The organism is Nostoc sp. DedQUE05 (assembly GCF_034530955.1).
In the GTDB taxonomy this organism is placed as follows: Bacteria; Cyanobacteriota; Cyanobacteriia; order Cyanobacteriales; family Nostocaceae; genus Nostoc.
Genome location: NZ_JAVRCB010000016.1, coordinates 16,856 through 34,144 on the forward strand (window position 1 = coordinate 16,856; position 17,289 = coordinate 34,144).

At 41.5% G+C, this 17,289-nt stretch carries 18 protein-coding genes; 10 read left to right on the top strand and 8 right to left on the bottom strand.

The annotated features are described in order from the left end of the window. The first annotated feature begins 172 nt into the window (after window positions 1-172). Window positions 173-907 (top strand): class I SAM-dependent methyltransferase, encoded by a 735-nt coding sequence (locus RMZ42_RS14015; RefSeq protein ID WP_322671967.1) that lies wholly within the window; start codon window positions 173-175, stop codon window positions 905-907. A 175-nt stretch (window positions 908-1,082) separates the two neighbouring features. On the opposite strand, the gene RMZ42_RS14020 is transcribed toward RMZ42_RS14015, so the two are convergent. Continuing rightward, a complete protein-coding gene (locus RMZ42_RS14020) occupies window positions 1,083-1,991 on the bottom strand; it encodes a polysaccharide deacetylase family protein (protein WP_322671968.1) in 909 nt (302 codons plus the stop codon). 1,628 nt (window positions 1,992-3,619) lie between these two features. On the opposite strand from RMZ42_RS14020, the gene lepB reads away from it, so the two are divergent. After that, window positions 3,620-4,192: a signal peptidase I gene (gene lepB / locus RMZ42_RS14025; RefSeq protein WP_322671969.1), complete on the top strand. Its 573-nt coding sequence runs from the start codon at window positions 3,620-3,622 to the stop codon at window positions 4,190-4,192. Window positions 4,193-4,271: 79 nt separating this feature from the next. Here lepB and RMZ42_RS14030 read toward each other — a convergent pair whose 3' ends face one another. Both RMZ42_RS14030 and RMZ42_RS14035 read right to left on the bottom strand, forming a co-directional pair. After that, window positions 4,272-4,805: a helix-hairpin-helix domain-containing protein gene (locus tag RMZ42_RS14030; protein WP_194042369.1), complete on the bottom strand. Its 534-nt coding sequence runs from the start codon at window positions 4,803-4,805 to the stop codon at window positions 4,272-4,274. A gap of 14 nt (window positions 4,806-4,819) precedes the next feature. After that, on the bottom strand, window positions 4,820-5,194 hold the full coding sequence (locus RMZ42_RS14035) for an NINE protein (protein ID WP_194042368.1): 375 nt from the start codon (window positions 5,192-5,194) through the stop codon (window positions 4,820-4,822). Window positions 5,195-5,404: 210 nt separating this feature from the next. Here RMZ42_RS14035 and RMZ42_RS14040 point away from each other — a divergent pair, with 210 nt between their 5' ends. Both RMZ42_RS14040 and RMZ42_RS14045 read left to right on the top strand, forming a co-directional pair. Beyond that, complete coding sequence (locus tag RMZ42_RS14040; protein WP_322671970.1) at window positions 5,405-6,337, top strand: J domain-containing protein; 933 nt, start codon at window positions 5,405-5,407, stop codon at window positions 6,335-6,337. A gap of 126 nt (window positions 6,338-6,463) precedes the next feature. Then, complete coding sequence (locus RMZ42_RS14045; RefSeq protein WP_094349476.1) at window positions 6,464-6,787, top strand: DUF1825 family protein; 324 nt, start codon at window positions 6,464-6,466, stop codon at window positions 6,785-6,787. Window positions 6,788-6,855: 68 nt separating this feature from the next. Here the strand turns inward: RMZ42_RS14045 and RMZ42_RS14050 are convergent, their stop codons facing one another. Further along, on the bottom strand, window positions 6,856-8,781 hold the full coding sequence (locus RMZ42_RS14050; RefSeq protein WP_322671971.1) for a transglycosylase domain-containing protein: 1,926 nt from the start codon (window positions 8,779-8,781) through the stop codon (window positions 6,856-6,858). Window positions 8,782-8,954: 173 nt separating this feature from the next. Between RMZ42_RS14050 and tyrS the strand changes: the two genes are divergently transcribed. The 5 genes from tyrS to gmk all read left to right on the top strand — a co-directional run bounded on the left by tyrS (window position 8,955) and on the right by gmk (window position 13,240). Further along, window positions 8,955-10,145, top strand: a complete 1,191-nt coding sequence (gene tyrS / locus RMZ42_RS14055) for a tyrosine--tRNA ligase (protein ID WP_322671972.1) — start codon at window positions 8,955-8,957, stop codon at window positions 10,143-10,145. Window positions 10,146-10,184: 39 nt separating this feature from the next. Beyond that, a complete protein-coding gene (pyrF, locus tag RMZ42_RS14060) occupies window positions 10,185-10,901 on the top strand; it encodes an orotidine-5'-phosphate decarboxylase (RefSeq protein ID WP_322671973.1) in 717 nt (238 codons plus the stop codon). Beyond that, window positions 10,898-11,575, top strand: a complete 678-nt coding sequence (locus RMZ42_RS14065) for a hypothetical protein (protein ID WP_322671974.1) — start codon at window positions 10,898-10,900, stop codon at window positions 11,573-11,575. Before pyrF ends, RMZ42_RS14065 begins: the two co-directional genes overlap by 4 nt. A 632-nt stretch (window positions 11,576-12,207) precedes the next feature. Continuing rightward, complete coding sequence (remA, locus tag RMZ42_RS14070; RefSeq protein ID WP_073639751.1) at window positions 12,208-12,474, top strand: extracellular matrix/biofilm regulator RemA; 267 nt, start codon at window positions 12,208-12,210, stop codon at window positions 12,472-12,474. 166 nt (window positions 12,475-12,640) lie between these two features. Next, window positions 12,641-13,240: a guanylate kinase gene (gene gmk, locus RMZ42_RS14075; RefSeq protein ID WP_322672059.1), complete on the top strand. Its 600-nt coding sequence runs from the start codon at window positions 12,641-12,643 to the stop codon at window positions 13,238-13,240. A gap of 188 nt (window positions 13,241-13,428) precedes the next feature. On the opposite strand, the gene RMZ42_RS14080 is transcribed toward gmk, so the two are convergent. The 3 genes from RMZ42_RS14080 to RMZ42_RS14090 all read right to left on the bottom strand — a co-directional run bounded on the left by RMZ42_RS14080 (window position 13,429) and on the right by RMZ42_RS14090 (window position 14,910). Next, window positions 13,429-13,950: a photosystem I reaction center protein subunit XI gene (locus RMZ42_RS14080; RefSeq protein WP_322671975.1), complete on the bottom strand. Its 522-nt coding sequence runs from the start codon at window positions 13,948-13,950 to the stop codon at window positions 13,429-13,431. Window positions 13,951-14,226: 276 nt separating this feature from the next. Next, the gene (psaJ, locus tag RMZ42_RS14085; RefSeq protein ID WP_094349471.1) at window positions 14,227-14,376 is read right to left on the bottom strand and encodes a photosystem I reaction center subunit IX; all 150 of its coding nucleotides are present in this window, start codon (window positions 14,374-14,376) and stop codon (window positions 14,227-14,229) included. Window positions 14,377-14,415: 39 nt separating this feature from the next. After that, the gene (locus RMZ42_RS14090) at window positions 14,416-14,910 is read right to left on the bottom strand and encodes a Photosystem I reaction center subunit III (RefSeq protein WP_322671976.1); all 495 of its coding nucleotides are present in this window, start codon (window positions 14,908-14,910) and stop codon (window positions 14,416-14,418) included. 301 nt (window positions 14,911-15,211) lie between these two features. Between RMZ42_RS14090 and tsaD the strand changes: the two genes are divergently transcribed. Then, on the top strand, window positions 15,212-16,261 hold the full coding sequence (tsaD, locus tag RMZ42_RS14095) for a tRNA (adenosine(37)-N6)-threonylcarbamoyltransferase complex transferase subunit TsaD (protein WP_322671977.1): 1,050 nt from the start codon (window positions 15,212-15,214) through the stop codon (window positions 16,259-16,261). 70 nt (window positions 16,262-16,331) lie between these two features. On the opposite strand, the gene RMZ42_RS14100 is transcribed toward tsaD, so the two are convergent. Then, the gene (locus RMZ42_RS14100; protein ID WP_322671978.1) at window positions 16,332-17,249 is read right to left on the bottom strand and encodes an alpha/beta hydrolase; all 918 of its coding nucleotides are present in this window, start codon (window positions 17,247-17,249) and stop codon (window positions 16,332-16,334) included. Window positions 17,250-17,289 lie beyond the last annotated feature (40 nt).

A 17,289-nucleotide genomic window follows, 5' to 3' on the forward strand; every position in this document is an offset into this window, starting at 1 on the left:
TAGACTAAGACTACAAAAGTGACCGAGCAATTAAATCCTGTCAAAGTCTAAGTAATAAATTCGAGTTCGGCACTGTCCTGAAATCTACCTAATTGAGTATAGAAGGCATTACCTAAATCCTGGTACACTGCACTATAAATGTTTACCAACAAATTAGGATTTGTCTATAAAAATGCTTATAGAAGATCAAGCTCCCGATCGCAAAACGTCTGAAGAAGAACGTTTTCAAGATGATTATTATTCATACTTTGAATCTCCTGAAAATGCTACCCGATACACCCCATCAGTTTGGTATCTCGATCTGGCTTTTAAGCAACGTTCCTTCTCTTTGTTAGATTTGGGATGTGGCAATGGAGCTTTGAACAAATATCTACCTGAGCGATGTGACTACCTTGGGATAGATCATAGTGAAGGTGCGATACAATACTGTTCAAAACTATACCCCAAGCAGAAGTTTATCGCTAAAGATTTATCGGTAGCACTGCCAGAATTAGCTTCGGAAAATCAAAAATTTGATGCCGTTGTGCTAGCTGGTTTGCTATTTCATAATGTTGACAAGGAAACACTAGAAAAAAACGACGATCGAGAACTCGTTCAATTCTGCTTGGATAAACTAATAAGCGACAAAGGATATTTGGTGCTTATTATACCTTTTGCTTATGGCGAACATCCATCTCATAATTTATATGTTCGGGCAGAATGGTTACAAAACTTGCTAGAAAAATTGCTGAAAGTTGTAAAGGCAAAAATTGTTTACGAGAATATTTCTCTGCAAATTGACTTGGACAAAAAAGTTCAACAGCAGAAAACGACTCCTGACTGGTTCGTGCCCGATAGCACTACTGATTATTCCAATAAGTACGCTGGAACATATATGGCAACTTGGACAGTTATAGCCTCTCCATAGCTAGGTTAAACCGCCATCTAAATAACCAAAATTATTCATCAACTTTTAAGTTGATTTTTTTTATTTTTGCACTAGGAACTAGTCTCAACTCTAATCCCAAATGCATCTTATCCACAAAATATAATTTTAGTTGTTAGCCAATTACTATTGAGCAATTGCCCATAATTAATAACTATTACTTTTTGTTAGCAAGCAACTTTTGGTCTGTATCTTCCATTTCTAAAAGTTCTGGAATAGTCACAAAGCGATAGCCTTGCTTTCTAAAGTTGCTAATAATTTCTGGTAAAGCTTGCACAGTTCTAGAACGATTACCACCACCATCATGCATTAGCACAATCCCACCAGGTTTAGAATCTTTAATCACGTTATCGATCAACTTTGGTACAGTTGGTAACTTGTAGTCTGTGGAATCAGCAGACCACATCACCACGGCATACTTTTGTCCTTTTGCATAAGCTGCTAATCCATTGTGCAGATTGCCACCAGGCGGTCGGAAGAGATTTGTTTTAGCACCTGTAACTTGATAAATTAAGTCTGTTGTGCGCTCAATTTCAAAAGCAGCTGCTTGTTGATTAAAGAAGTGATACCAGTGATGCCAAGTATGGTTGGCAATGACGTGACCTTGAGCGACAATCTGCTTTCCTAACTCTGGATAATTTTTTAGGTTCTGCCCGACTACAAAAAACGTCCCTTTGATATTATTTGATTTTAGAATATCTAGCACTTGCCCTGTGGTCTGAGGCCAAGGACCATCATCAAAGGTAAGAGCAATCACTTTCTCACCCTGAGTAAGTTTTGCAGCTTTGATGATTTCCCCTTGAAAGCGTCTTGGTATGGGGTAGGCTAGACCCTTTGTTTGTGCTTCTTGTTGCCACCTTGTAAGCATCTCCGCCTTTAATTTCTCAATGCGCTGCTGAGTTCCTACGTTTGCAGATACATCCTTGATATTTATACTTGGTCTATTCTGAGCATCCGAAGCATTTGGCCTTAGAAGCATCATAAAAGCAAGACTAAAAACACCACCTAAAGCAAGTAGCGCAATTAATATTCCTTCTGGCCACAGAAACGACTTATTATTTTCCACCTCAAAGCTCCTTCAAAGATCGAACCATCACCACGGTTATGACGGTACGTTATAGCACATTTTTATTAGATATTTAGATACCAGTTACTTTCTGGTAATCATGAAAATTGAAATTGGTACTAACGGGAATTCAGAATTGATTAAGAGCGACTATATTGCTTTAACTAAAATCTATATGCTCTCGATTTGGACAGCGTTGAATATACAATACTTGGTACTGTTTAATTTCAACCCAGTTATCAAAGGTAAGCTTTGCGCTTCCACATTCTTACCACTAGCTCTAAGAAGCAGAGGAACACAATCAAATAATTAACCACACCCCAAAATCCTTTTAAATAGGAGTTATGAATTAGTTGCTGTTTTTCAGTTCACCGCTAAGGCAGCATTATCCTTTCAAGTTTTATAGCTTTTCAAATAAGATTGAACTCAGTTGTCATACCTACAATTTGTACTTTTAGCAAACTAAAGTTTTTTAGTCAGGCTTTCTCACTGTAAAACTGTATAGTTTACAACTTAAGTGAATTGTTTGATTAACATACAAAACTACTTAAAAAGGTAGGGCCTCTTTAAAATAAGACTCTGGCAAACTATTAGTTCTATTCTTGATAAGATATATTTTACTGCCTGTTGCGATTGTTTCCTTTTTAAGAAAAAGTTAAATTTTTAACTGACAGAATGTTACCTTGTACTTTCTATGAAATAGACCAGACGAAAATTGATTCAATATAGTTTCTCATTGGCAAGGGGCATTTATTGTTTCAATCTAGTCACCTTTGACTCATTCAAGAAAAATAATTCTATCAGCAGCTTACTTCTGTTTCGGATGCTGATACTTTAGCTCAAATTGCTAGTAGCCTTCTGTCTGTGAATGTTTTTTTCGATAATTAAGTATGTTTATATCTTAATTAATAGTACAGTTTAATATGCACTGTCACCGTGTAATTACGGAAATTAATTTTGTATATATAGGCAAGTGATTAAAATCACAATATAATATTATTTATCCATTGAAGCAATAAAGCCTATATTTCATCTTTGAAAGTAGTATTTTTGACTAAAAACGCGGTTTTTAACCAAATTTATGCATTTAAAAATAGATTTAAATTTTGGCTAGGTTTATGTAATTTTACTTAAAAAAGAAATTTTCTTGTAACTCAACCTCCAGCAAGACAGCCCGACGCTCGCGGACTCGCTAACGCTGCGCTATCTGCGTTTTTTCAGTAAAGTGAGGTAGATACTGTCAAACATGAGGTAGACTATTTTGCAACTCACAACCAATTTTATGTTTAAAGAAAAAACCTACTGGTTGTATCACTTTAGCAGTCTGTAACTAGCCGATCTTGCAGGAAGAAACAAAACTTCCGATTCTCTCATAACTTGCCTTATAATTACAGCAATTAAAATTTTTATTTTTAATAATCTATTTAGCAATCCTAATTATTAGCTTATATTACCTCAGACAAGTCATAGTTTCTTTACAGTACTTTTGCTTATCTTTAGCAAATGGGTAAGTGTATTATTTAATATCTGTATAGGTTGAGCCTAAATCCTCTTTTCCTATTAATATAACTTTTGAGTCAAAATAATCAAGGTATTTGTCTCACTTCTGAAATTGGCTAGAAACTTTTATGATTCCTCACGAAAGTGATGCAAAAAAAGAGCGTGCGTCGTTAAAAGTATGGCGTAGTTGGCAAGAAAATCTGATCTTAATAGCGATCGCACTGTGTTTGGCATTCTTAATCAGGACTTTTATCGCCGAACCGCGCTATATACCTTCTGACTCAATGTTGCCCACCTTACATACTGGCGATCGCTTGGTAGTTGAAAAAATCTCCTACCATTTTCACCCTCCCATAACTGGCGATATTATTGTTTTTCAGCCACCCGCAGAACTACAACGTCGAGGATATCCCAAAGACCAAGCGTTTATCAAGCGAGTTATTGGTCAGCCTGGTGAGGTAATTAGTGTTGCTTCTGGCAAAGTCTACCTCGACGGTCAACCCTTAGCAGAAGACTACATCGCTGAACCTCCAAATCAGCCATATCAACCAGTGAAAGTCCCAGAAGACGAATTTTTTGTTATGGGAGATAATCGCAACGATAGTAATGACTCTCGCTATTGGGGCTTTTTACCCAGAAAAAATGTCATCGGTCGGGCAACGTTTCGCTTTTGGCCTCTCAATCGCATTGGGTTCATTTAATCAGTTTTAGATTTTGGATTTTTCTTTCAATCCAAAATTGCCAGAGTTAGGAGTTATTTTAAGACTTCTAACTTTTAACTTAAAATCTCAAATAATACATTATCTGAGCGATCGCATCACCAGTTAACTCCAGCCGTCGCTGGAAATCAGCCAGGTTACGGTAGGGCCCGGCTGATTGCCGATTTTGCACCACTGCTTCCGCCAGAGACAAATCTATAAATGGGATTTGTGCTAATTTTTCAACGGTTGCTGTGTTCGGGTTGAGTAAATGGGTAGGATTTTCTAAAGATTCGTGGTCATAGTAAATAAAATTCAGCAGAGGCTTTAATGGCTCTAAGCGCGGCGCTGGTATACCTAAAGCCGCAGCGATATCTTCAATACAGTAAAATTTCACACCCGAATGTGAAAGTTCCACAAGCGATCGCGCTTGGTGAATTGATAAACCTGGTAAGCGTAACCAATCATCTACAGTCGCTTGATTAGCATCAATGCGGATACCTAATTGGGCCGCTATCTGAATTTCTTCCCCAGATTGTAGGCGATAGTAAGGATCGTTGAGGAGCTTGGCGCGGAGTTTTTGCAGCCTGGAATTTAAAGGTAGCCAATTATTCATGATTGTCGCTTACCTCAAGAAATCTGGTCTAGCAATTGGCGACGCTTTTGCTCAAATTCATACTCTGAAATCAGTCCATCTTGGCGCAGAGCATCTAATTCCCGCATTGCGTCAGCGATCGCTCCTACCTGATTAATCGCCTTTTGTGAGTTCCTCGCTGCTGACTTGCCGAGATTAAAATTACGATCGAAAGCTTCTTCGTCTTGGGCTAAATACCAAACTCCCTCAATCGCACTAGCTACCTTGGGGATCGGCGTCCAGGAAAGCAACACATACAAAACACCCCACAGCGGCTGTCCCAGGTAGAATTTATGTAATCCTGAAATTGTCAGTGTGCCAGAAAAAGCTAAAACAGCGGCAACACTTCGGCTTTTGCGCTTAGTCAACATATTTCTAATAAATATACGAATACCATAGTTCCGACAATAAGACAGCCAAAAGGCACACAAACAATTCATCCCTAACTAAATCTTCCCAGTCCCCAATTCCCAGTTCCCAGTCCCCAATCCCCAATTTGAAGAAATTTGAGTAAGTTTCACATGACTGTGCATTCAGCTTTGATGCTAATTTTAAGTTTTTAACGGATCTAGACTACTACGATGTCACAGACCTTCCTACCGCCAGAATGGCTAAAACAGCTTTGCGATCCTTACGCTGTGCTAGGAATTTCTGTGAGTGCTGACGATCGCCAGATTTTTAAACGCTATCATACTTTAGCAAAGCTGCTACATCCCGATCGCTATGCTAAAAGCTGCAATCCAGACCAAGAATTAGCAACGGCGATACTTAGCTATTTAATCAATCCAGCTTACGAACAACTCAAAAATCGACACAAGCGCTTGATTGCCATAGCCATGCTGCGATCGGACGCAAGAGTATTACAGCAGCAACCTTTGTGTGGGCAAAGTGCCATAGCTCAGGAAATTCTAGAAATGTCTGCACCGCAAGCAGAATTGTTTTATGAAGAAGCGATCGCTTCCTATGCAGAAGCTCAATACAAATCACTCCATCAGTTTTATCAAGTTACACAACAAATTAGTTTACTGAATTTAGTTTACTTACAGTTGCATAAACCTGACTTGTTTCTCCCGCAAAGAGCTGTTCGCATCATCCCCGAAGTAGAAGTCAAGCCAGTTGAATTGACATTTAATGAAGAAACTAATGTCAAACCAGTTTTGACAAATTACGCCCAACGTCACTACCAGCGAGCTATTGAGTACGTCAGGCTAGCCAATTGGGCCCTAGCCGTGCAAGAACTGCGCGATGCCATCAAGTTAGAGCCAAATAACAGCGACTATTATGCTTTATTAGGTTTAGTACATCTAAAACAGAAATTTATCGGCATGGCTAGGGTTTACATCCGTCAAGCATTAAAACTTAACCCGCAAGATTCACTAGCTTTGAAATACGCTACCAGACTGAAAATTGAACCGAGTGAAAATACCAATCCGAAATCAATGGCTAAAGCTCTGAGTATTGCGAGTTTATTAAGTCGATTTAACAAGGGGAAACCTTCTCAAGTCAAGTGTTGAAATTTCGGTAACAAACCGTACCAAAACCGAAGCTTTGTGACTAGATTACTCCCCTAGACTAAAATAATAAATAGAAGTAAAACTATTAAGCTACTGAGTCTGGGCGCTCAGTTTAATATAAGCAATATGGGATTCTTCGATTCGGAAATAGTTCAGCAAGAAGCAAAACAGCTGTTTGAGGATTATCAAGCGCTGATCAAGCTTGGCAACAGCTACGGCAAATTTGACCGCGATGGCAAAAAGCTGTTTATTGAGCAAATGGAAACCATGATGGATCGGTACCGCATCTTTATGAAGCGCTTCGAGCTATCAGAAGATTTCATGGCACAAATGACAGTAGAACAACTGAAAACGCAATTAGGTCAGTTCGGTGTCACTCCGCAACAAATGTTTGACCAAATGCACCTCACTTTAGAACGGATGAAAGCCGAGCTAGAAAAACAGCCCTAACAAAAGTTAGGAGTTGGGAGTTAGGAGTTCTCAATAAACTCATAACTCATAACTTATCACTCCTAACTTTAATTTGACTTGGGACGAGAAAACTGGGAAGGTGACTTGAAGTTTTCTACGGGTACGTTCTTAAGTGCCTTCTCCATAAAATCTTTCCAAATGGGAGCAACCATGACACCACCTGTGGCATGGTCAGCTAATTGTCTGTTGTCATCTCTCCCTACCCAAACAGCAGTTGTCAACTGTGGCACAGTGCCAACAAACCAAATATCTTTTTCTGATGATGTTGTTCCGGTTTTCCCTGCGGCTGGGCGACCGAGAGCAGCACCTTTACCTGTACCTTCAGTGATTACCGATCGCATCACATCGATAATTGCGGCTGATGCCCAAGGATCGAGAACTAGCTGTGGTTTAGGAGTGTTATCTAGCAACACGTTACCACTACTATCGGTGACACGGGCAATTACAGTTGGTGGAGATTGCCAGCCATAATTAGCAAAGGTAGCATAGGCACTAGCCATTTCCAGAGGAGTGACACCAATTGCACCAAGTGGTAAGGAAGTAACAGGTTCCATTGGACTCATAATGCCCAAAGTACGACACGTTTCTATAACTCTATTCATCCCTACAGCCTTACCAATCTTGATCACCGGAATGTTGCGCGATTGGGCTAAAGCTCTGCGGATTGGCATAGCTCCACTAAAACCGCCATCATAATTTCTGGGAAAGTACCAACCGTTACCATCTCGATAGCTAACTGGGGCATCTACCACCGTTGAGTCTGGCCCATATTTACCAGTAGCAAAAGCAGTATAGTATACAAACGGTTTAAAAGAAGATCCGGGCTGGCGCTGAGATTGAGTTGCACGATTGAATTCACTGGTCTTAGGATCTATACCACCCACCAGTGCTTTAATAAAATGCGTGCGTGGATCGATTGCCACTAGGGCCATTTGATTCTTATATAATCCTTGCCCCAAAAGTGTTTTATGCCACTTAACGACAGTTTCCTCAGCCATGATTTGGAAGTTGGCGTCAACTGTAGTTTGTACCCGCATCCCGCCTTTGAGTAGTGTCTCACGCCCAAACTTTTTAGCTAACTCCTGCGCTACGGTATTGGTTACATAAGGTAAGGCACTACCTTGAAAGGATTTGATTCTCCCAAGTTTGATTTCTTGCTTGAGGGCATTATCGTATTCTGACTGGTTGATCCAGTTCAATTCCAGCATCCGTCCCAGCACTTCTTTTTGTTTCTGTTTTGCCAGCTTCATGCTCACAAACGGGCTAAATTCTTCTGGTGCTTGGATCAAACCCGCCATCATTGCTGACTCACCCAAGCTTAAATATTCTGATGATTTATTAAAGTAACTGCGGGCTGCCGTTTGTACACCATAATTGTTATGACCCCAATAAACTTGATTGAGGTACATTTCTAATATTTGGTCTTTAGTGAGAATTTGTTCTAACCGGATTGCTAGCACAGCCTCTGCTAACTTACGGGTAAAGGCCCGTTTTTGAGACAAAAACAGGTTTTTTACCAATTGCATAGTCACAGTAGAGCCACCCTCTTTGACTCCACCTGCTACAGCGTTAACTACTATAGCCCGGCCAACACCAGTGGGATTAATACCGTGGTGATCGTAGAAGTGACTATCTTCACTTGCTAATACCGCGCGTTTTAAGTTCGGAGAAATTCTATCTAGAGGTACGACTTCCCGGTTGGCTTCCCCGTGAATACTGGTTAAGAGCTTGCCCTTAACGTCATAAATGTAAGTCGTTTCTGAGGGGAAGAAGTTACGTAGCTGTCTCACATCTGGCAAATTACGGAAACTGATGGCTAAACCAACCAGTCCTCCGGCTACAATGGAACTTGCCAGCATGGTGATTGATAGGAGAGTACCGCCAGTTACCTGACCAACTCCTTTCAAAAACTCAAAACCTGATGAAGCCCGACGCTGTGGCTGTTTATCTTCAAAAGTCCTAGACGACGACACGGCTATTTCACTTCCTCACTTGTAAATTTAACTGTAATTGATTGGGTGAAGCAAGGCGGTTAGTTTTTTGCAATTATAGTAGTTTGGCAGATGAGAAAGCGGATAAATTGCAAGTGTTTATAACCAACTTAACTTCTAGTGTGCAAAACATAGCTAATAATCAGTCTCTTAATATGACGCAAGATTTTGCTTGGCTGCGTCGTGGTGTAGTAGAAGTTTTCCCACAATCAACTGATGTTAACAGCGAAAGTCTAGAAAGGCTCTTACTAACTACAGACAAACCTTTAAGGGTCAAATTGGGAATTGACCCTACAGGTACTGATATTCATCTTGGTCATAGCATACCAGTACGAAAACTGCGAGGATTTCAAGATGCAGGTCATACAGCAGTTTTAATTATTGGCGATTTTACAGCACGTATTGGCGATCCAACTGGTAAATCTGAAGTGCGTCGTCAACTTACAGAAGCAGATGTAGCTAAAAATGCTCAGACTTATTTAGATCAAGTACGTCCTATCTTGGATTTTGACACACCAGGAAGGTTAGAGGTGCGCTATAACTCCGAATGGCTCTCTAAGCTCAACTTAGAGAAAATTTTGGAGTTACTCTCCACGATGACGGTGGGGCAGATGTTAGCGAAGGAAGGATTTGCCGATCGCTATAAAAAAGAGAATCCGATTTTTATCCATGAGTTCCTGTACCCGTTAATGCAAGGTTTTGATTCGGTTGCAGTTGAGGCAGATGTGGAATTAGGCGGCACCGATCAGAAATTTAATATTGCTGTAGGTAGAGATTTGCAGCGCCATTTTGGTCAAAAGCCCCAATTTGGAATGCTGCTGCCAATTTTGATTGGCACAGATGGCGTGCAAAAAATGTCTAAGTCTTTAGGTAATTATATCGGATTGTCAGAACACCCAGGACAAAAGTATCAAAAGTTGCAAGGAGTTCCCGATAATCTCCTAGAACAGTATTTTGAACTGTTGACGGATTTACCTTTGGATCGACTGCCAGAAAATCCCCGCGATCGCCAAACACTCTTAGCATGGGAAGTTGTTAAACAGTACCACGGTGAAACCGCAGCCCAAGAGGCAAAAGAAGCAGCCCAAAGTGGCGGCAAAGAAGGTGCTGTTCCAGAATTTTCTCTAGCTGGCGTGCAGCAATTTCCTACGAAGTTAGCGTATATTCTCAATGTCACTGGCTTGTGCAAAAGTACCGGGGAAGGAAAGCGGAAAATTCAAGAGGGTGGCGTGCGTTTAGATGGCGATCGCATCACTGATGCTGATACCACTTTTGATGCTCCTGGTGAATTACAAGGTAAAGTTTTACAAGTCGGGAAAAATAAGTTTGTGCGCTTAGTACCCTAAATTGGGAGTCAGAATGAAAAAACTAATGACAAATGACCAATGACCAATGACAAAATAATTGTGGCTTTGGATGTGCCAGATGAACAAGCTGCGATCGCCCTTGTAGATCGACTTGAGGATGTTACTTTCTTCAAAGTAGGTTTAGAGTTGTTTACCAGCACTGGCCCAAAAATTCTGGAAGTGCTAAAATCCCGGCAAAAGCGGATTTTCCTGGATTTAAAGTTTGATGACATCCCCAACACTGTTGCAGGTGCTTGCCGTAGTGCAGCTCGTTATGGTGTGGATTTATTGACAATTCATGCTACGTGTGGTACAGAAGCTCTCAAGGCTGCAACAGAAGCGGCACAAGTAGGAGCAGCACAAGCGAGTCTAAAACCACCAAAGTTAATTGCGATTACTCTGCTAACGAGCATTTCTGCCAGACAGTTGGCATTTGATTTAAAAATACCCCTAGAATTGCCAGAATATGCTCTAGAAATGGCCCTACTCGCTCAGGAATCTGGTTTGGATGGGGTAGTTTGTTCGCCTCAAGAGGTGGCACAGCTACGACAAACTTGTGGAAATGACTTTTTACTAGTTTGTCCGGGGGTTAGACCAACTTGGGCTGATATTGGCGATCAAAAGCGATCGCTCACTCCAGCTCAAGCTATTAAAGCCGGTGCAGATTATCTAGTGATTGGGCGTCCCATCACCACTGCTACTGAGCCTGAGTTAGCCTGGAAGAGGATTTCTGAGGAGTTGATCGCGGTGGCATGAAGCTTAGAGTCAGTGAGAAACTCAGAGTCCAGGGTGTAGAGAAGAACAATCTTGCCTCTTGGCTCAGTCAGAAAAATTATAGTTTCCTGTTTGCTTGTGGCTTCTGGGTTGTAGTCTCAAATAGCTTTGCTTACCCAGCCTTCTCGATAAACCCTATCCCTAAACCCTCGACGCTAGCAGAAAGGGAAAATGTCAACAATGGTGCGAAGTCTTTGTGTTCTGAGCAAAATTTAGAAACATTAACTATACAGCTATTGCAAAAATTACCTAGTTATACCAATCGCGCTAGTCAACGCGCCCGCCGCCTCAGTAGAAGCAGTCAGGTTTACAGTTATATGTTAGTGGCAGGAAGACCTGAGTTTACTCCTCTGCCCCTTAACCTTGAAGAATATAGTGCAGATACGTCTAAAAGTGCTGCATCAGAAGTTGAGCAAGTTTTCTTTACTACCTTGGAGCGGCAGTACATAGATCGGAAAGTTGTAGAATTACAAGAATTTCACTGGCTGTTATTGACTAAAACTAAAAGTGGTTGGCAACTAGTGATGATGTTTTCTCAAGTTGGTTCCTATTCACAACAGCAGCCACTATCTCCACCACGAGATAGTAGTAACGGTACTGTTGCCCAAGGAGTTAAAGCTTGGTTGCGCGATTGTGAAGCTGGAAGTTTACGTTAATAAAACCTAATTCCCAATCTTCGTAAATTAGAAAAATATTAAGTAATGTCTAAAAATACTTACTCAAATTCTCTATAAACAGGATTATCACTTGTGGTTAGAAACTATATTAAAATAAATGCAATAACGAGATTTAGAACATCTTGATTAGGATCGTTTTATTGAGGAGATTTAAAGATTGAATAATGAACAATAACACAAGTTTGAAAGTTATTTACTTTCTTTGAAATGCTCTGGCGCGGCATAGCCCCTTGTTAAAGGTAAGCTAACTTTTTACAGCACGGCGTAAATAAATTACTCATTTCAAATCAATAAAATGCTTACGCTGTATACCTGTTTGAATTTTGTTCGCGAGTCCGCAAGCGTCATTGTGAATTTTGAATTAGCCTTTTGCGGTACTAGTTATTTTCATAGAAGATACATTACCTAACTAGCTCGTATCAGTATGATTTTACCTGTATCTTTAGGAATATTTTTAGGAAAAATAGCTAATAAATAGCTAAAAGAAGCAGACATTATTTAAAAACGCAGATTGGCTTGAATTTAAGCGTTGTAACTCCCGTTTTTTGGCGATAACATGGAAAGAAGTTTATTTCAAGCTTTATCAAACCGCCTTTAGCGTCAGTTTTTTTATGGACATTCAGTTAATTAACATCGGGTTTGGTAACATCGTGTCTGCCAACCGAGTAGTTGCCATTGTCAGTCCAGAGTCTGCCCCGATTAAGCGGATTATTACCGATGCACGGGATAGAGGTCAACTGATTGATGCAACTTACGGTCGTCGCACGAGAGCTGTAATTATCACCGATTCCAGCCACGTAATTCTGTCAGCAATTCAGCCGGAAACGGTAGCGAATCGCTTTGTAATTTCTCGCGATCATCAAACTGTAGATAATTGATTAGCAGTGGATTTTTCCCACTCCTGTTTGTACCGGATCGGTAGTACCATGTGAATTAGACAAATTTTATGTCACTCTTGCTACAAATTCTTTAGTCATTAGTGGACTAAACCAAGAACACAAGACTAATGAATAATATGTATTGATTGATTCACAGGTTGAAGGGATGATGCCAGCTTTACCCATCCAGAGTAGTGCGACTACCGAAGAATGCTTACATTTAGGCAGGTTAATTGTTTTAACTGGCCCCAGTGGGGTCGGCAAAGGTACTTTAATGCGATCGCTCCTAGAGCGTCATCCAGAACTCTATTATTCCGTATCCGTGACAACTCGTTCTCCCCGTCCAGGGGAAATCGATGGCAAAAGTTATTACTTCATCAGTCGCAGTAAGTTTGAACAATTAGTTGCTGAAGGTGAATTTTTAGAATGGGCAGAATTTGCTGGTAACTATTACGGCACACCCCGTGAAGCAGTACTTAACCAAATTCATTTCGGTAAGTTGGTGGTGCTGGAAATTGAACTAGAAGGGGCAAGACAAATTCGTGCTTCCTTCCCCAGTGCCCTCAGCATTTTTATTTTACCGCCTTCCTTTGATGAATTAGAGAAACGAATACGCTCTCGTGCCCAAGATTCTGAAGAAGCGATCGCCCGTCGTCTGCTTCACGCCCAAGAAGAAATTCAAGCCGCAGATGAATTTGATATTCAAATCGTTAATGACGATTTTGAAACTGCTTTAAATGATATTGAAGGAGTTTTGTTTAAATAAATTAGAAGTTAAGAGTTAGAAGTTATGAATTATAAACTCCTAATTCTTAACTCCTGTATAGACGCGATTAATGAGCCAGCGCGTTGCGGGGGTTCCCACGGCAATCGCTCATGGGGGGAACCCCCAAGACCGCGCTGCCTCCCCGTTGTAGCGACTGGCGTCGCGTCTCTACTGCTAACTCCCAGTAATTAACCAAATAGACCTTGAATTAGTGCCAAATTACTGGTCAAAAAGTAAGCAACTACTGCACCACCAATACCACCAATCAAGAAAGAACTGCCGAAGTTGTTCCAGCTTTCTTTAGAGTTAAAAGCATCTGCTGGAGGCTTGGGTACGGTAACACTAGGAAGTGCTTTGGGTGGATTGCTATTTGCATACAGCGATAGAGCGCCTGTGAGAACTACAACCAAGCCAATGGCTGATAGTAACCCAGCTAAGTTAGCATTATCTGTGTCCCGCAGTGGGCCTAATTTGGCAAAGGGGCCAAATAGCCAGTAACCATGAGCCATACCAACTTCTAAACCGCGTCTAGCAGGAGCCAGACCTGGGCGATAAGCAGGTAAATTATTAATAAACCCCTTGACCAAGGGAGAAGAATTAACCGGGGTTTCTAGGTTGCCTATCTGCGGATCGCCAAATGCGGGAAAAACAACTTCCCGATTTCTAGGATCGCTGGGAAGATTCTTTGATGCATCTACTGCTTGTGCCATATTTTATGTTCGCCTCTAAATTAAAATGGTGGCATTTTTATATTAATAATAATTGTCGCTAAAGAAGCATTTTGTTTAGGAAGTTTAGAAAAATTAATTTAGCTTATTTTAAAACCGTGAAACTCGCGATCTGTAAACAGTATCACGAGTTTCAAAAAACTATTTTTGCCGACTATTTTAGTGATAATTCTGCCTAACTAAGCTGAAAAAATCATCTACACAATATTAAGCAAAAAACAAGACATCGATTCAAGTGTCCTAAATTCCATTTGACACTTATGGTAGTGGGTGGAAAAGTAGGTCGGGGAAAAAGCGGTTGAATTCAATCAAGATACCTGCTGTGATGAACAGCCATATCGTAGCGGCCACAGGCGCTGTGGAAATGAATTTAATCAAATAAGCTGATTGGTCGCCTTTGTCTGCCATGAATTTAGTCTCCAAAACGAATGAATTAGTTAAACTGATTTAGCGTGGGGAAATGGGAATTTCTGTATCCTTGGCTGCTAATTTTCCAGAGAGAAGTTCTTGGACTGCTGCTACTGGCCAAGTAAAGCCTGACGCTATGATAGGTAGTGCCAAACCAATATCGATTTGGATTTCTTTTAGTTCAGTGTTCGGGTCTTTTTTGACTGCTTGCAGATAGGCACGACCTACCCAGCCAATCCAACCAGCAATATATAGAAACAAAATGCTAGGGATCAGGAAATCACCAGCATGATCTAGACGACCATCAACAATCAAGTGGGGATACCCCTCAGGACCACACAGTTCTTGAGAATAACGCTCAAATCGTTTTATCCCTGATTGGGGATCGGCGGTGGTATTACGGGCATTAGCTGCTAGCTGTTGAAAAGCGGGATTGTCCCTGCACGGTGTCAAATTAGCCCCTAAAGCTTGTGCTGGGGGGGCAAAGTTGAACCAAAGACTAATCGCTAACATCAAAGCAAACAATCGTCGCATAGAGTTGTTTCCTTTTATTACAAAACAAGAAGTTCTTTGTACAAAACGAAGCGGCTTGTACAGTTGTTTTTTTGCATAACTAGGAAGTCATCATACTCTTGGGTGGGAACCGAGTAAAGTTTAAGTAAATAAAAGTTAAAGCTTCTCAACCAAAATTAGTCCTGAGTTCCGAGTGCTGTTAGCAAAAGCGGGGCGTTTAGCCCGTCCTCAGTAGAAGAGTTGTTGTAGGGTAGTAAAGAAGCAAGATTTTTTCTTTACTATTCAGGACTCAGGACTCAGGACTCAGGACTCAGCACTCTCAATGACAACCGTTTTAGCAATAGAAACCAGTTGTGATGAAACAGCCGTCGCAATTGTTAACAATCGTAAAGTTTGCAGCAGTATCGTAGCCTCGCAAATTCCAGTCCATCAGCAGTATGGCGGGGTAGTACCAGAAGTAGCGTCTCGCCAGCACTTGGAAACGATAAATGTTGCGATCGCACAAGCCTTAGAGCAAGCCCAACTAGATTGGGGACAAATTGACGCAATTGCCGCCACTTGTGCCCCTGGACTTGTAGGAGCGCTATTGGTAGGGTTAACTGCTGCCAAAACTCTAGCGATGGTACACAATAAGCCATTTTTGGGAGTTCATCACCTCGAAGGTCACATCTGTGCAACTTACTTGAGCGAATCAACTTTAAATCCCCCTTTTCTTAGCTTACTGGTTTCAGGCGGACATACAAGCTTGATTTATGTCAAAGATTGTGGTATGTACGAAACTCTGGGACAAACCCGTGATGATGCTGCGGGTGAAGCCTTTGATAAAGTGGCGCGATTGTTAAAGTTGGGTTATCCGGGTGGACCAGCGATCGACAAGTTGGCACAGCAGGGTAATCCTCAAGCCTTTGCTTTACCGGAAGGAAAAGTTTCTTTACCTGGTGGGGGGTTTCATCGTTATGATGCGAGTTTTAGTGGGTTAAAAACGGCTGTATTACGTTTAGTGCAGCAGTTAGAAAAAGATAGTGGACAAGTGCCAGTGGCAGATATAGCAGCTAGCTTTCAGGATGCGGTAGCGCGATCGCTAACCAAAAGAGCGATCGCCTGTGCCCTTGACTATAGTCTAGACACAATTGCCATTGGTGGCGGTGTAGCAGCTAATAGCGGCTTGAGAAAAAATCTCCAAGCCGCCGCCGTTAAACATAACCTACGCGTCCTCTTCCCACCTTTAAAATTCTGTACCGATAACGCCGCCATGATTGGCTGTGCCGCCGCTGACCATCTATCCCGTGGTCATACGTCCCCCCTGACACTAGGCGTTGAATCTAGATTAGGGCTTACTCAGGTGATGAAGTTGTATCAATCTGTTGAGTAGTCATTTGTCATTTGTCATTTGTCATTTGTCATTTGTAACTACCAATGCCCAATGCCCAATGCCCAATACCCTATACCCTATAACTATTGACTATCGCCCGAATGTGATCGGCCACTGCATCCGGCTGTTCTAACATAGCCAGGTGTCCGCAATTAGGAATTTCCAAAACATTGTCACCACAATATTGAAAAAGCCTGTGAAAGCTGGCTAAATGGCGCACATACTTGGGTTCCATAACCTTGTCTTCTGCGCCAGCCAAAAAATAAACTGGCTGCTTCAGTTGGGATACTAGCTCAGGTAAACGATTGATTTCTTCTTCAGTTGTGGAGTCTAACAAAGTTCCCAGAGCCGCTTCTGGGTCAGCCACAACGAAATCTATTACTCGTTGACGTGCCCAATAGCGCTCTAAAGGACGAGCTACACTAGCTCTGGTAAACAGCAAATCAATCAAAGGCACTTGGGACAGCCAGCGCGGACGGACTTGCAAAAATTTCTGACCCGCCGAGCGAAACTGCTCAAAGGCTTCTTTGAGGTAAATACCACCGCCAGCGTTGATACAGATAACTCCCTTAACACGCTCAGGTATTTGATCTGCTCCCCAAAGAGCGATCGTCCCGCCTAATGAGTGACCAATTAGCCAAGCACTTCTAATATTCAACTGTTTCAGGAGAACTGCTAAATCTTGAGTATACGCAGCAGGAGTATAAAGAGAATCGAAAGATGAGTCAGCCATACTACTGGAGATGGGCGTCATACTCAAAGACGTTTGTGCTTGACTAAAATCGGTTTTTATCTGAGATTGGGATTCACCAAAACCCCGCAAATCATAGGACAAGCACTGCAAATCATCTGATAGGCGGGAAATCACAGGTTGCCAATATCCACGGCTATTGAGCCAACCGTGGATAAATACCAAAGCATGGGGGCAGGAAGTGGGAGCCGTTAGCTCGTATGCGTGTGGAACGCCCAAGATTTCGATAGTTGCCATACTTGTATCGTACCCTTAAGGATGGGTGCGACTAAATACT